This window comes from Desulfitobacterium metallireducens DSM 15288 (assembly GCF_000231405.2).
Lineage (GTDB): Bacteria > Bacillota > Desulfitobacteriia > Desulfitobacteriales > Desulfitobacteriaceae > Desulfitobacterium_A > Desulfitobacterium_A metallireducens.
The window spans coordinates 1,800,718-1,815,981 of the sequence record NZ_CP007032.1 but is presented as its reverse complement, the minus strand read 5'-3'; the positions used below and the strand labels follow the sequence as shown (position 1 = coordinate 1,815,981).

The window sequence follows — 15,264 nt, the reverse complement described above, 5'->3', positions numbered from 1 at the left end:
AATTATTTAATTGATGCCCTCGACCTTCATTTGGAAGTGTTGAGGGCATTTCTGTTATCGCGTTAAAGAAGAGAGTATGTTAATAATCTTTACAGCGTCGTAAAAATTCTTTACAGCTTAATTCAAGGGTCTATGATTTTTTATAAAATCAGCTTCATTTGGGGGCATTATTGCAAAGAAACAATTGGCACAGTAATTGCAATAAATTCAGAATATATAAAATAATATAAATACTCAAAAATATCGTGCAAAGGAGGGGGTAATAAAGTAAACCTACTTCAGTATAAAGCTTCAGAATAACACATAAGCAGAGGGGAGATTAGAAAGATATGGAAAGATGGAAAGAAATCAATTACATTCCCGCCCCCGCTATTGCGGCATCCTATGGTCCACTCACAGGGATGCGAGTTTTAATGACAGGAAGTATTGTTGCAGCTCCATTTGCAGCATCAGTGCTGGGAGAATTCGGTGCTGAGGTCATTCATGTTGAGCGACCAAACATAGGAGACCCCTATCGTGAACAAGCGCCGGTTATCACGCGTGGTGATCGAAAGATTAGTGCGGGATGGATTCAAGATGGGAGAAATAAACTGAGCCTAACGTTGGAAATTAATCTTAAGATTCCTGAAAGTAAAGAAATTTTTCTTTCCCTGATCAAGAATTGTGATGTTTGGGTCGAGAATATGGTTTGGACAGAAAAGCTGGGAATTACAGAAGAGCTACTCTTGGAAGTAAATCCGAAGCTTGTTATTGCGCACATCAGTGGTTTTGGCAGGCCTCAGTTTGGAGGGGTTCCCGATGAGTGTAATAGACCTTCTTATGATCCGATCGGTCAGGCTGAAGGGGGATATATGTTCGTCAATGGTTTTCCCGAGCCGATGCCCCCTTCTCATGCTGCGACGTTTATCAATGATTACCTTACAGCAATGTTTGCAGTCAATGGGATACTGATGGCTTATTTGCATGCTCAAAAGACGGGTAAGGGCCAGGCTATTGATATTTCTCAGATCGAGTCTATGAGTAGGGTTCTTAATGATACTTTTGTCTCTTATTTTGAGCTTGGTAAAGTAAGGCAACGGAATGGAAATAAAGTTGCAATCTTCCAGCCGGGAAACTTATTCAAGACAAAAGATGAAAAATACCTCTACATTGGTGCTTATGGGCGAGCTGTTTACGAACGGTTTGTAAAAGCGTTAGGTCTTGACTTAAACAAGTATACTCACGAAGCCTGTGGAAATTCGGTAGAAGCGGTAAATTCTGAACTGGGACTCGAGTTAAACCAGCTTACTATTGATTGGGTGGCTGCTCGTGATTCAGAAGAGGCGCTGAAGTATTTGCTGAGTTTGAAAGTGCCAAGCGGCATCGTTAGAACAGCTGCTGATCTAGCGGCCAGCGAACACTATCAGAAACGGGATAACTTCATTGAATATAAAGATGAGACGCTGGATAAAAATGTGAAAGCTTTTGGTTTTGTACCAAAGATGAGCGAGACTCCAGCACAAGTATGGCGTGGGGCGCCGACGCTTGGAGAAGATACAGATACGATTCTTCACACGCTCTTAGGTTATAGTGATCGCGAAATTGCTAATTTCCGTGAAAAAGGTGTGATCTAAAGAGTAAGGGGGGAAGCGAATGAATAAAACATCAATCTCTCAAATTATTGATGAGATAGGTATCTCCAAGTATACGTTTAAAGTCTATTTGTTGGTCGGTCTTACCCTGATCTTTTGCGGATTCAGCTATATGATTATTTCTTATACGATGCCGCAGATGGCAGCGGAATGGTCATTAACGAAGGTTCAAACAGGAAGTCTAGCCTCGTGGAGCCTTTTGGGCTTAATGATTGGTGGAATGATCGCTGGCGTCATTTCTGATCGAATTGGGAGAAAAAAGAGCTTGGCCATTTTTACTCTTGTATTCTCCTTGCTCACGTTTCCAATTTACTTTGTGAATAGTTTTGAAGCATTTGCTATTCTGCGGATTTTAGGGGGTATTGGTTTTGGCGCTTGCATACCCATCGCCATTACTTTGATGGCTGAAAATGTTCCTACCAAAAATAGAGGCTTCTTTACTTCCTCAATTATGTCCTTTTATGTTATCGGTTGGGTCGTTGCGGGGATTGCAGCCATTTATGTCGTTCCAGCTTATGGATGGCGAGTTGTCTACTTAATAGGGGGAATCCCAGCCCTATATGCTTTCATTTTATTGGCTACTCTTCTTGAATCTCCCCACTGGCTCTTAGGTAAAGGGCGAGAAAATGAAGCAATCAAGGTTATTCAATCGATTGAGAGGGTTGCTAAAGGGAAAGCAAACGAATATGCGCCAGGTTGTTTAGTTATCCCATCCCCTCCGAATAAAGTTGGAGTTAGCGCTCTTTTTTCTCCAGGATATCGTAAAACAAGCTTGACGCTATGGATCATCTATTTCATGGGTTCTGTCGTAATATACGGAATTAACGGTTGGTTGCCAACTCTGCTTGTAGGAAAAGGGTATGGGTTAGTAAAGGGCTATTCTTTTGCCGTTTTGCAAAATGTCTTCGGAGCGATTGGCGGATTTGTTACAGGCTACATGGCTGATATCATTGGGCGTAAGACAAACAGCATTATGGGTTGGGCTACTACAGCTGTTTCAGTTATTCTCTTAGGCGTGGCTTCAAATCAGTGGCAAGTGGTTGTTTGCGGTGCGCTGGTCGGTTTTGCTATGAATTATGGGTTAAGTGGGACTCAACCCCTCCTTGCCGAAGCTTATCCGACTGAATTTAGAAGTACGGGCGTTTCTTGGGCACAGTCCTTTGGTCGAGTCGGAGGATTTCTTAGTCCTATTCTTGCAGGTTATGTCCAACAGATCGGGGTAGGGTTTACCGGAATTTTTGTATTCTTCGCAGTTCCAGCCGTAATAGCCGCTTTAATGGCAATTTTTGTGACTGAAACTAAAGGAAAAAGTATAGAAAGTGTCAACGTGAAAGCTTAAATTCTCAGTTATCCGATTCAATCTAGAGAGAAAGAGAGAGTGAACCTAATGACGATCATAGCTAAAGGCGGAAGTTTCCTCTTAGGTCGAACTGACCCTCAAACCCTATTTACTCCTGAAGATTTTACCCTTGAACATAAAATGATTTTCCGGACGGCAGCTGGTTTTGTAAAGGATAATGTTTTGGCTCAAATGGATGATCTTGAGCTCAAAACAGAAGGCTTGAATCGCAAATTGCTGCAAGGAGCTGGCGAATTAGGGTTAAATGGTTCAGAAATTCCGGAAGAGTACGGCGGCACGGAGATGGACAAAATCAGTACCACAATCATTGCGGAATGTATGGGGTGGTCAGGATCCTTTGCAATGACTCAGGGGGGACAGACCGGTATTGGCAGTATGCCTATCGTTATGTTTGGTACACCTAAGCAGAAGGCAAAATATCTTCCGGGCATTGGTTCTGGAGAAATTGTCGGAGCCTACGCTTTAACTGAACCCGGAGCGGGATCAGACGCTTTAGGCGCTAAAACTCGGGCAGATCTGAGCCCGGATGGAAAGTATTACATTCTTAATGGGACCAAACAATTTATCACCAATTCAGGGTTTGCAGATATCTTCATCGTTTATGCCAAAGTTGATGGGGATAAGTTTACAGCCTTTATCGTTGATGCGGATTCAGAGGGACTTTCGACTGGCCCTGAAGAACACAAAATGGGAATTAAAGGGTCTTCCACACGTCAAGTCATTTTTGAAGATGTTAAAGTGCCGGTTGAAAATATGTTGTATAAAATCGGTAAAGGACATGTGGTTGCCTTTAATATCTTGAACCTGGGTCGATATAAACTTTCGGCGAATTCCTTGGGAGGCTCTAAGTTTGCCTTGGAACTGGCAGCTACCTATGCAAATGAGCGTAAGCAATTCGGTAATCCCCTAGCCAGCTTCGGCATGATTCAAGAGAAACTTGCTGAAATGGCCATTAAGACGTATGTAACGGAGAGTATGGTCTACCGTACCGGAGGGCTTTTGGATGAGATGATGCATAGCCTTGATACCTCCGGTCCTGATGGGGGTCAGGTAGCTGCTAAGGGTGTTGAGGAATATGCCATCGAGTGCTCTATGAATAAGATCTTTGCTACCGAAGCGTTAGATTATTGTGTAGATGAAGGGGTACAAATTCATGGCGGCTATGGGTTTAGTGCGGAATATACCATAGAACGACTTTACCGAGATTCCCGGATCTATCGCATTTTTGAAGGTACAAATGAAATTAATCGCACGATCATTCCATCGACTTTGCTTAAGCGTGCGGCGAAGGAGGAGCTACCCCTCCAGGAAACGATTGATGCGCTCAAGACAAAAATCACTTCAGGAAGTATTGCTAGAGATGGGGAAGAAGGCTTAGTACAGGCAGCGAAGGATATCTTCCTGTTGACCTTAGATGCTAGCCAGCAAAAATATGGGAAAGATTTGGCCAAACAGCAAGAGATTGTGGGGAGACTAGCTGACCTATCGATGCAAGCTTATGCAATGGATAGTGCCTGGTTACGTGCACAGAAGGCTGTCGTAAATGAGGGAGAAGCAAAAGCAAAACTCAAATTGAGTATGGCTATGGCTTACATTAACTCAACCATTGGTCTCTCAGAATATACCGCTAAGGAGACATTGACCGCTCTCGCTGAAGGTGAAGAATTAACAAATCTACTCGAAAATTTGAAAAAGCTGACCCAATATACTCTACGGAATACCGTGGCGTTAAGACAGGAAGTCGCTGCTGTGATTTCAGAAAACGGAAAGTACACGGCATAACCTTGAAAAATAAATCAAACGAAAGTGGAGGTAAGAAAAATGACAATTACGAAGATTGGTGTTTTAGGTGCAGGTTCAATGGGTGGAGGAATTGCTCATTTAGCAGCGGTTAAGGGCTTAGAGGTTGTACTTTGTGACGTGGAGCAGCGTTTTGTCGACGGAGCAATTACTCGTATTTCGGGTTTCCTGGATAAAAGTGTTCAAAAACAAAAAATAACGGTTGAAGAGAAAGAAGCAACATTAAATCGCATAACGACCACTACAAAAATGGAGGACTTTGCTTCGCTTCCTCTTGTCATTGAAGCTATTTTTGAGGATATCGATGTTAAGAAAAATGCTTTCGCGACACTAGATAAGATTTGTGGACCTGAAACAATCATTGCCTCGAATACTTCTTCCATGTCCATTACCACCTTAGCGGCAGCAACTTCTCGTCCAGATCGAGTGGTTGGGATGCATTTCTTCAATCCGCCTTTAGTTATGAAACTGGTCGAAGTGATCCGTGGTTATTATACGAGTGACGAAACGGTCGCTAAGGTCTTTGAGGCTTCTAAAGCGATGGGAAAAACACCGGTCGAAGTGAAAAGGGACACACCAGGGTTTATCGTCAATCGGATTATGATGCCTCAATTCTTAGAAGCGATTCGCATTGCGGAAGAGGGAATTGCCTCGATCGAAGATATTGATACGGCAGTAAAACTGGGCTTGAATTACCCAATGGGACCCTTTGAACTAATGGATTTCACGGGTGTAGAGATTTCCGTTCACGTTGCAGATTATTTCGTGAGTGAATATCACGATATGAAATGGAATTCACCGCAGCTTCTGAAAAATCTTGTACGCGCTGGACGACTGGGGAAAAAGACCGGTGCAGGCTGGTATGACTACAATAAGTAAGCTAGAATCTATCATTTAAACTTAAAGGGGGGGAAGAGTGATGTCAAATAAAGTTGTTGAACTTGTTGTTACCGAGGGTGTAGGGGTTGTTACCATTAATAATCAACCGGTAAATGCGCTGACGTTAGAGGTTAGAGGGCAACTGAAGGAGGTTCTTCAGGAAGTTAAAGAAAACAGTGAGATTAGGGCTATCGTGATTACAGGGGCTGGTCCGAAGTGCTTTGTTGCAGGTGCCGATATCAAAGATTTTCCGAATCAATTCGAAGTAGGCCCACGGGAAAATGCGACGATCTATAAAGAAATGTTTTCTTATTTAGAAAATGCTCCCCAGCCTGTCATTTGTGCTTTAAATGGTCTTGCCTTAGGGGGAGGACTTGAGTTGGCCTTATCCTGTGACCTTCGAATAGCAGATGAAAAAGCTAAATTTGGATTAACTGAAGTGAATCTTGGCCTAATTCCAGGACTCGGTGGGACACAGAGATTAGCACGATTGGTAGGGCCGGCAAAAGCGAAAGAACTCTTATTTACGGGGAGAATGGTTAGGGCTGAAGAAGCCTTAAGTATTGGGTTGGTTAATCAAGTTGTCGCTGCGGGTGAATCCTTAAACGAAGCTCTTACCTTAGCTAAAAAGCTTGCCAAGGGAGCGGGCGTAGCCATGAGTAGTACTAAGCAATTGGTAAATAGAGGATTGGAGCTTGAATTAGCCGATGCCTTGGAAATGGAAATGAAGTATGTTGAGAAGATTTTTACGACGGATGATCTCCGTGAAGGGCTCGATGCCTTTATTAATAAACGAGAAGCCGTGTTCAAAAACCAGTAAACATCTTACTCTGTGAGTCAATTCCGAAGAGGCCGGTGCGAGAAATCCTCACGCCGTGTTCAGTGGGGGGTTAAAAGGCCACAAGAGGGTGGCCTTTTAACCCGGATAAATAATAAATATAGGAAAAACTGAAAAGAGAAGAGAGGGATTTGACCATGAAATCATTGGAACAAATCGTTATTGTTGGTGCTGCAAGAACGCCTGTAGGAGCTTATTTGGGTGATTTAAAAACAGTACCGGTAGAAGAATTGGGGCGTATTGCTCTAGAAGAGGCAATTAACCGTGCCGGAATTAAAAAAGAAGATATCGATGAAGTTATTGTTGGACATGTTACAGGCTCACAAACAACAAATAATTTAGGGAAAATCATTGGAATCAATACCGGATTAAAAGAAGTCTCAACTGGTTTTACTGTAAACAGAATATGTGGATCTGGATTCCAATCTGCCATTAGTGCCGTTCAGGAATTACAACTAATGAATCGTAGCTTCATTGCTGCAGGCGGAGCAGAATCCTTATCTCGCGCTGAATACTATCTGCCAGCAAATAGTCGCTACGAAGGATTTAGAATGGGAGATAGCAAGTTAATTGATGCCAATGATGAAGGACATCGTTCAGCATCTGGTTATCCTAATAAAGATATCACTCATATGGGTATTACAGCAGAATTAGTTGCTGAAAAATATAGCATTACCCGTGAAGAACAAGATAAATTTGCATACAATAGCCAAATGAAGGCTAAACAAGCTATGGAAGCTGGCCTTTTCGCGCAAGAAATTGTACCCGTGGAAGTCAAGGGTAAAAAAGGCATGGTTACTATTGTTGACAAAGATGGTCATCCAAAGCTAAATACCACTTTAGAAGGTTTAGCGACTTTAAAACCCGCGTTTAAAAAGGGGGGTACAGTTACTGCAGGAAATGCTTCTGGATTAAACGATGGCGGAGCATTTGAGATTTTCACGAAAGAATCTACGGCTAAGGAACGCAATTTGGAAGTTATGGCTAAAGTAGTGGGCTATTCAATTACAGGTTGTGATCCTCGTTTAATGGGTTTGGGTCCTGTAAGTGCAATTAATACAGTATTGGCTGAAAATAACTTAACACTGTCAGATATTGATATTCTTGAGATTAATGAAGCTTTCGCCGCACAGACATTGGGCTGCTTAATAGAATTAGGAAATGGTCCAGGAACTGAACTTTATGAACGCTTAAATCCTTATGGCGGTGCGGTAGCACTTGGGCATCCTTTGGGAATGTCAGGAGCACGCATAATTACATCAATTTGTTATCAATTCAAGAACAATCCTTCTAAGAAATATGCAATTGGATCTGCTTGTATTGGCGGCGGACAAGGAATCGCCTTATTATTTGAGAATGGATATTATAAAGGATAATCTAATCCATGACCCTTAGGTTCAAGTTCATCTAACTCATCTCTCCATATGTTTTGCCGTATAATCTATAAGGACTATACGGCACTTTTTTTAGATCAAGTCACGTCTTTAGAGGTAGAGTGAGCTAAATTGTAGCTGTTTTCCAATCGGCGACATACGCTTCGAGGACATGATGTAAGGCTTGACCGATTTGGGTGTAATCTTCGTCAGCAAGGTTGGCCAGGGAGATGCGAATCGACCACTCGGGTCCTTGAAAGCCACCTCCATTCAATAAAACGATAGAAGATTCTTCGGCGAGGCGGATGAGAACATCAATTGGTTTATAGTGTTCTTGCAAATATTGGGCGAAAGGATCCCCGTAATAATGGGTTGCCCATTCTAATAAGTCGAATTCGGTATAATACGAAGCATCATAAGGGTCAGCTCGTAGATCTAATCCGAGGCTAGCAAATAAGAGTTTTTGTCGATGACGACAAATCTCCTTTGTCAATTCCTTATAGTGATTATCTTGATCGAGTAGAGCAAAGAGTGCGAAAAACGCCATTTGTACTTGTTGAGGAGTGGATAAGCCTGCTGTATGATTGAGGGCAACTTGACGGCTATCGGCGACAACTCGATCCAGGAAACGGATTTCTCCAGGATGGGTTGAGAGGGACTCATAGCGTTTTTTAGCTTTGTCTATTAACCTTTTTGGTAAGTTTTTAAGCAAGCGATCAAAGATGTTTTCGTGATGTAGTGTAATCACGCCTAAACGCCAGCCAGTGACACCAAAATATTTTGAAAAGGAATAAACCCCTAGAGTATTAAAGGGTAAGTCGGACGCCAAGGAATGGAAGTGATCGACGAACGTTCCATATACATCATCTGTAATAATCATCAGATTAGGATTCTGTTCCTTTACGATTAATTTGATTTGTTCAATTGTTTCAGGTTTCATCGCTACTGAAGGGGGATTACTGGGGTTTACGATAAATAACGCTTTAATATCTGGATTCTTCAGTTTCTCAATTTCAGAGGCTGGATATTGCCACGTATGAGTTCCATTAGGCGTCAATTCTGAAGCGTTAATAGGGATGACCTTAAAATCATAACGCGGTAAAAGTGGGATTTCGAGATAAGGGGTAAAAACAGGGACCATCACTGCAATAGTGTCACCGATAGCTAATATATTGTTGGCGATTAAGGTGTCAAAAATATAGCACATGGCAGCAGTTGCGCCTTCAACAGCGAACACATCAAACTCACCATTTGGAGATGCGGAGTTATAGCCATAAAGCTCATGGCATAGATAATCTTTGACAATTTTCTCGATATGAACAAGCATTCGATCGGGGAGGGGATAGTTATCTCCTATGATTCCATCGGTCAGTTCATAAACCCAATCATCTGGGTTAAAGCCTTTGAAACGGATTCCATAATCGATCATTGTTCGAAGAAGTATCATGCCTGGCGCATAGGGATGATTTTGAGCATATCTATTAAAGCGTTCAGCAATTCCATCATGCTGAGGCATTCCTGCAAGGTCCTGCTGATTCCATACTCTCCGCGTTTCTTCGACTGCAAATAAGCCGAAAGTGAAGAAGGCCTCACGAGGAGTCGCAGCTGTCCAATTAGGATTACCCCTACCGGCGTCGAGTAAGGTACGGGCACTTTTTTTACTTTGGTCTTTTGCAAGGCTAATCAAACGGTCTTTTAATTCAAATGGGCTAATTTGTCCATAGATGTGTTCGATCTCAAGGCGGATGAGGTTAGGTGTAGTCATAATGTAATCGCCCCTATTCTCAAATCTTTCAATGATATTTTGGTATAGTATATAGTATTTACACAAGGAATGAGGTCTATCTATATTTCTTCTACAATCTTGACAAATTTTATTTGGAGTCATATAATAATTTTTGTTACGCGGTCGTGGCGGAACTGGCAGACGCGCTAGGTTCAGGTCCTAGTGCTCGCAAGGGCATGGAGGTTCAAGTCCTCTCGACCGCACCAATACTGGATTTTAGGATAGTTCATTAGAAAATGAGCTATCCTTTTTATTTTGCGCATATGCGTTAGATTCAATTATATGAAGCACGTTAGATTGTGAACGTGTAATCACTTTGGAAGCGAAGGCGGCTGCTAAAGAAAAAGAAATAGCCGACTGAAACACAAGTTTCAGTTCGGCCAATGAAGTCGGAATCAAATTAATATTCTTGTGATGGCACAATTACCTGCCAAATTGGGCATTAACTTACGTCTCTTCTGGGTCCTTCCACTTGAGTTCCACGTGCTTGCAAGTGCGACATAAGAATACGTGAACCGGAAAAACTCTATTTAGATTTGTACTTATTTCATTCTCGGGAGTTTTCATAAGTGTAACTAGACCGCATACATCGGAATTCATGAAATAAGTATCTTGACCGCATTTTGGACAAATCATTGTGACAACCTCCCTTCAGTGTGAATATTTTGGTTTAGATCATTTACCAATTCGACACAAGTAAGGATAATCCTGTAAGAAGAGAGAAATGATAATGCCGGAGATTTTCAACTATCAAGGTCAGCAAGTCAGAACCTTCGTCAAAGCTGGGGAGTCGTTATTCGTCACCAAGGATGTATGTGAAATTCTTGAGCTAGTGGTGTAAATAAAACAGTGAGCTCCGTATACGACGATGAAAAGGGTAAAAATGTATCATTTAAGAAATAGATAAAAGCTTTAAGATGTTATAGCTATTGATATAGTAGAGATAGAAAAAGCCCAATAGCAAGTGTCAGAAGAGAAACATGCGCTAGGTTCAGGTCTTAGTGCTTGCAAGGGCATGGAGGTTCAAGTCCTCTCGACCGCACCAATTAAGAACTTTAAAGCATTAACATATAGACTCTGGAAATATTGGCACAGGCGGATTAGAGAGATTTAAAAATGTTTTATGGGGTTGGACAAATTACCATAAATTCGATTAGATTCTACCAAAAACCTATAGGAATTCATAAGAATTCGGTCAAGATTCGGTCGAATAAAAAAACTTAAATTTAGAGAAATGCTCATTTAAATCAAGTGAGCATTTCTTTTCATTTAAGCTTTAGTAAGAAATTCTTCTTCGATTTATTAAGATTTAATAACTATATCTAAAAAGACCTTTACTACTCCTCCAAGAATAGCACTAATAAATGCAATAATTATTTTATCTTTATTCGCTATCCAGAAGGGTGGAACATCTTCTTTAGGTTTTAGTTTTATACTAGATTGACGGTGAAGGCTTGTATAGTAATCCCAAAACCAATATGACCATCCGAAGATCAGAAAAAACATGCCTATCAAATTTTTTTGTTTACCTAAAATAAAACCTCCTACACTTAAAAATAATATTGTTATAATATTACTTAATTTTGAGCCACTTTGTGACTTTGAATTAAACGGCTTAACCTGTTTAAGACAGATATCTCTAAGTTGTTCAACCATTCCTCTGTTAAAGGGAATATCGTCGCTTGTATAGATCCATACCCACTTATTGATCTCAATAGTTATATATGGTTGGGTAATAGAAAAAGAAATTTCTTTAATATCTTGATTATACTGCCTAAGTTCTTCAAAACTTTCAAACTCATAATCATTAGATGTGATCTTGACATCTAATGATACACTTCTTAGTTTCTCATAAATCTCTAATAGATTATCAATAAAGTAGTTACCTGGAGGTATATATAAGGAGTAAGAATGTACTATTTTTTTCATTTATAACTCTCCTGAAACAATATTCGATAATATATAATAAATATTTCTATTTTTATTAACAAATTCCTTCTAAAAAGTTAAGGTTTAAAAGTATAGTTTAGAAACTAAACATAACTAATTTCTTAATATATAATTACATCAAAAGCCTTAGAATTATCTTCTAAGGCTTTTAAAATATAATAGTAAGGGATTCGTAATGGCTAGGAGCCTTAATTGATTTTAGATATAAAGACCGTTACATTAAATATATGAATCTTTAAGAAAGATAGGGAAATAGAGGGAGATAGGAGGCACAGGAGGGAAGGATTGGACTAAGGGACAGAAAAGAAGATAGCCTTTTGGGATCGGTAGAAGGTTCATTTTAGATAATCCATAGGATCAACTGTTTTTCTATTGTTTTGAGTTATGATTAAACGATACCAAAAAAAGAACCTCCCGTAGTCGGAAGGTTTTACGATAACTCTATTATTCAGGATAAAGATCAGAGGGAGTAACTATTAAATCAACACCCTTTTCTTGAGCTATTTGATTATAGGCTGAAACAAATGTATTTACTAAGCTTATTTTAGGTTCTCGCTCACCAGATTCATATCGTTTCCATTGGTTCTTACCTAATTTTGTTTGTTTCTCAATTTCTAGTTGGGTAATACCTAATTTTTTCCTGAAATATCTGAGGTTATTAGGAAATCTAGGTTTTTCTAGGGTATCATCAATGTTTATCACATCAGGATTGTCTTTCGCATCATGATTGGAAAGTCCATTATCTTGCTGTATTCCAGATTGTCCTTCATATTTTTTGAGAACAAATAAAACTCTTTCTTTTAAACGATTAAGTATTTCTTCTTCTCTTTCGCTAGTAGCGAGCCACAAATCTCCATACTGCTGCCGAAATGCATTAATCAATAATATGACATCATTTGTTTTTTCAATGTCTAAGATTTCCGATATGAATTTTTTATCATTAAGAAAAGGTTTAAAGAGTTTACAATATATTTCAACGATTCTCTTTGTATATAGTTCTGATACTAGTTCTTTTGTACCTGGCAAACTTGGTATAACAGAGTTGACTTTGATCCTTTTTATCTTTTTACCCTTTTTAGTGAATATCGGCTCTGTAGGATCTTCAGCAATTTCTATCTTAATAATATTTTCTGCACCTAAATAATCACCTTGGATTGTTAAATCTGCATCTATCCCATACTCATTCACTATCCTTTCTATTCTCTTTAATTGCACACTTAAAACCTCATTCATTTTATCTTCTCGGGTGACTATATTGCTATTTAATTCCACACTTAAAACTTGATTTATTTCTTCTTTTGTATCGATATTACTCATAATCGGTTCTGGAATAATGAAATCTTCCATTCGTGAGTCTTTCAATAAATTTACATGAAAGCTAACTGTAAACTTATAAACTTTATCCTTATCAAATTTCTTTATGTCTGGTTTTATGGCTTCATTAAATTTTGTGCCTATTTCTTCATCAAAAAGATCTGTATTTTGTAAAACGTATTCCATGCTATTTACTCCCTTCGATTATATTACGGATAAAATAACATAGAATTGGCGATAAATCAAGATTATAATGAGATATCTCTGATTATCTCTAAATATCTCGCGTTTTCGACTTTACAAAAAATTATATTTATCGCTTAGAAGGATAATTAAATAGCCTAGAATCAATTCAAAATTTGGTGTATTCAGAACAACTCATAAAATGAAGTTGAAAGGCTCAGAAGTCCATTTAAACGTATATACTCATGATTTTGGCAATGAATTATAATGGGGTAGGGATTCTTACTAGACAATAAAGATAGGATTAAAATCTCTTGTTGTATTAAGGGAATTTTGACTTAAAATTGAAAATGATGAGATGATTTAGCAGGGATTTTGAGGTCTTATGTTTAATAATTGTTATTATGTCCCAAATAAGGAGAGTGATCTTTTGTTTATCACGTTTCCAGGCGATGAAAAAGTTAAGGCTCGACTTGATGCTGTATGTAAATCCCTCGGGATCACTTATCAAGAATGGTTTGATACTGCCTTAAAGGAATCTGAATTTGATGTTTTGGTTAGGTTTATGGACAATCCTGAAGACCAAACTGAATGGATGTGGGATGAGACCCTTTGTCGGTTTGTTCGCAGAAGTGAGGTTGAATAAGTTAATTGTTTGTAACTATAAGAAAGCACTTTGAGGGTATGTAATTGCCCCAAAGTGCTTTTTGTTCATTCGGACGGTAAATGTTATTTCTAAGCATAAAGTAACCCCAAATCCTTGAATAATGGACTTGGGGTAGGGGACGGTGAAGAGTGAAATTAGTATTGTTTATTATCAGGAACGTGCTTTAAAACATCGCTCAAATTACAGTGTAAATAATTACAAATTTTATCGAGTACCTCAAGCGAAACATATTCACCTTTTTTCATCTTCGCCATTGTAGAAAAGGAAAAACCTAAAGCCTTTCGTAAATCCTCGGCTGTCATATCTCTATCAACTAATAACTTAAATAATGGTTTGAAACTGAATGACATAATAATTATCTCCTCCAGAACTTATATTATGTTTCTATAATAGTATATATTCTACATAAAGTCAAAGAAAAAATACAACTTTGCTTGACAGTATCTACATGAAGCTGTAGAATATATACAGAGTTGAGAAATAAACAAATAAGAGAGAGGTAGGTAATTTTAATGAAAAAAGTATGGGTAGTCAAAGATGGTCAAGGGAATATTGTTTCTTCAATTCGTTTAATCGAAAAGGCTGTTGTTGCTTATATTTCTTATCATACAATAGAGGATCGTGTGTATATGATGTATGTAACCGAAGATAGAGCTTCCCAAGTTTTAGACCAGCTCAATCAAGCCAAAGCATTATATGGGTTTAACCTGGAGTTTCACATTGAAGAAGCTGAATATCAAGAACTTATAACCCAAAGTCTAGCCTTTACTGGTGAGAACATGGTGTTAGTTGAAAAGAGGGTGGAGTTGGTATGTGCAAGCTAATTCAGTTCCCTATAAAAACTCCCGAAGAAACCGATTGGTCAAAGGTCGATATCGATGAGTTATATGAACAATATTATTCCTCGAATGATAATATCGAAAAAGAATTATGGAGGGAAAACTGCCAAAGAGAAGAGGAACATAAGGAAAGTTGGTTTGATAAACTCATCAATAAATTATTAGGGTGAAGGGGTGGATACTTTGGATCATGTCATTGATGCGATAATAGTACATTTTGAACCTGAGTATAGTGAGTTATTGAGTGAATGAAAGTCTAAACAATAATCTAAAATGTCATCCTGTCCATCCTGGGGGAGCTGCAAAGCTAAAAGCTATGATTGATGCAATCCATGTTCTTGAGAAATATTATTATAATGAACCTAAGACAATAAACCTTTCTGCTATGCTAAATTGTGATACTTGATTACCTCGGACTGACTTACCAGTTTTTATGGAAGCAAATAACCTGAAACCCCATGTAGATAAGGCTTTTGGTTAGGGGACCATGTTTTGAGCAAATTAAAATTCCTGCTCAAACGAACAGGAATCCAAATCCTTGACTTCTAAAAATTGTATGTTAACATTCAATTAGGGTATAAATTACAAATAAGGCATAACTCGATAAGAGCTTGCCCTGTCTATTTGTCTATTTTTTTAATGTC

General features: G+C 39.0%; 14 protein-coding genes and 1 tRNA gene. 11 read left to right on the top strand and 4 right to left on the bottom strand.

Going from position 1 to position 15,264, the window contains the following annotated elements; all coding sequences use genetic code 11:
* Nucleotides 1–329: 329 nt before the first annotated feature.
* The 6 genes from DESME_RS08695 to DESME_RS08670 all read left to right on the top strand — a co-directional run bounded on the left by DESME_RS08695 (nucleotide 330) and on the right by DESME_RS08670 (nucleotide 7,884).
* Nucleotides 330–1,613: a CaiB/BaiF CoA transferase family protein gene (locus tag DESME_RS08695; protein WP_006718779.1), complete on the top strand. Its 1,284-nt coding sequence runs from the start codon at nucleotides 330–332 to the stop codon at nucleotides 1,611–1,613.
* Between the two features lie 19 nt (nucleotides 1,614–1,632).
* Nucleotides 1,633–2,970, top strand: coding sequence for an MFS transporter (locus DESME_RS08690; RefSeq protein ID WP_006718781.1), 1,338 nt, complete (start codon nucleotides 1,633–1,635; stop codon nucleotides 2,968–2,970).
* A gap of 48 nt (nucleotides 2,971–3,018) precedes the next feature.
* Nucleotides 3,019–4,773 carry an acyl-CoA dehydrogenase family protein gene (locus DESME_RS08685; protein ID WP_006718782.1) on the top strand — a complete coding sequence of 585 codons (1,755 nt, stop codon included), beginning with the start codon at nucleotides 3,019–3,021 and terminating at the stop codon, nucleotides 4,771–4,773.
* A 39-nt stretch (nucleotides 4,774–4,812) separates the two neighbouring features.
* The gene (locus DESME_RS08680; RefSeq protein ID WP_006718785.1) at nucleotides 4,813–5,670 is read left to right on the top strand and encodes a 3-hydroxyacyl-CoA dehydrogenase family protein; all 858 of its coding nucleotides are present in this window, start codon (nucleotides 4,813–4,815) and stop codon (nucleotides 5,668–5,670) included.
* A 37-nt stretch (nucleotides 5,671–5,707) separates the two neighbouring features.
* Nucleotides 5,708–6,490, top strand: coding sequence for an enoyl-CoA hydratase-related protein (locus DESME_RS08675; protein ID WP_156922766.1), 783 nt, complete (start codon nucleotides 5,708–5,710; stop codon nucleotides 6,488–6,490).
* 155 nt (nucleotides 6,491–6,645) lie between these two features.
* The gene (locus DESME_RS08670) at nucleotides 6,646–7,884 is read left to right on the top strand and encodes a thiolase family protein (protein ID WP_006718789.1); all 1,239 of its coding nucleotides are present in this window, start codon (nucleotides 6,646–6,648) and stop codon (nucleotides 7,882–7,884) included.
* 124 nt (nucleotides 7,885–8,008) lie between these two features.
* On the opposite strand, the gene aspD is transcribed toward DESME_RS08670, so the two are convergent.
* Nucleotides 8,009–9,646, bottom strand: a complete 1,638-nt coding sequence (gene aspD / locus DESME_RS08665; RefSeq protein WP_006718791.1) for an aspartate 4-decarboxylase — start codon at nucleotides 9,644–9,646, stop codon at nucleotides 8,009–8,011.
* 140 nt (nucleotides 9,647–9,786) lie between these two features.
* On the opposite strand from aspD, the gene DESME_RS08660 reads away from it, so the two are divergent.
* Nucleotides 9,787–9,873, top strand: a tRNA-Leu gene (locus tag DESME_RS08660).
* A gap of 1,096 nt (nucleotides 9,874–10,969) precedes the next feature.
* Here the strand turns inward: DESME_RS08660 and DESME_RS08650 are convergent.
* Nucleotides 10,970–11,596 carry a hypothetical protein gene (locus tag DESME_RS08650; protein WP_006718794.1) on the bottom strand — a complete coding sequence of 209 codons (627 nt, stop codon included), beginning with the start codon at nucleotides 11,594–11,596 and terminating at the stop codon, nucleotides 10,970–10,972.
* Between the two features lie 465 nt (nucleotides 11,597–12,061).
* Entirely contained in the window at nucleotides 12,062–13,117 is a 1,056-nt protein-coding gene (locus tag DESME_RS08645) for a helix-turn-helix domain-containing protein (protein WP_006718796.1), read from the bottom strand.
* A gap of 427 nt (nucleotides 13,118–13,544) precedes the next feature.
* Between DESME_RS08645 and DESME_RS08640 the strand changes: the two genes are divergently transcribed.
* Nucleotides 13,545–13,760 carry a hypothetical protein gene (locus DESME_RS08640; protein ID WP_025248736.1) on the top strand — a complete coding sequence of 72 codons (216 nt, stop codon included), beginning with the start codon at nucleotides 13,545–13,547 and terminating at the stop codon, nucleotides 13,758–13,760.
* Nucleotides 13,761–13,915: 155 nt separating this feature from the next.
* On the opposite strand, the gene DESME_RS08635 is transcribed toward DESME_RS08640, so the two are convergent.
* Entirely contained in the window at nucleotides 13,916–14,131 is a 216-nt protein-coding gene (locus tag DESME_RS08635) for a helix-turn-helix domain-containing protein (RefSeq protein ID WP_006718801.1), read from the bottom strand.
* Nucleotides 14,132–14,293: 162 nt separating this feature from the next.
* Between DESME_RS08635 and DESME_RS08630 the strand changes: the two genes are divergently transcribed.
* From DESME_RS08630 to DESME_RS15910, 3 genes are all read left to right on the top strand, one after another.
* Nucleotides 14,294–14,605, top strand: coding sequence for a hypothetical protein (locus tag DESME_RS08630; protein ID WP_006718803.1), 312 nt, complete (start codon nucleotides 14,294–14,296; stop codon nucleotides 14,603–14,605).
* The gene (locus DESME_RS08625) at nucleotides 14,593–14,790 is read left to right on the top strand and encodes a hypothetical protein (protein ID WP_006718805.1); all 198 of its coding nucleotides are present in this window, start codon (nucleotides 14,593–14,595) and stop codon (nucleotides 14,788–14,790) included. Before DESME_RS08630 ends, DESME_RS08625 begins: the two co-directional genes overlap by 13 nt.
* 74 nt (nucleotides 14,791–14,864) lie before the next feature.
* Nucleotides 14,865–15,026 carry a hypothetical protein gene (locus DESME_RS15910; protein WP_006718807.1) on the top strand — a complete coding sequence of 54 codons (162 nt, stop codon included), beginning with the start codon at nucleotides 14,865–14,867 and terminating at the stop codon, nucleotides 15,024–15,026.
* Nucleotides 15,027–15,264 lie beyond the last annotated feature (238 nt).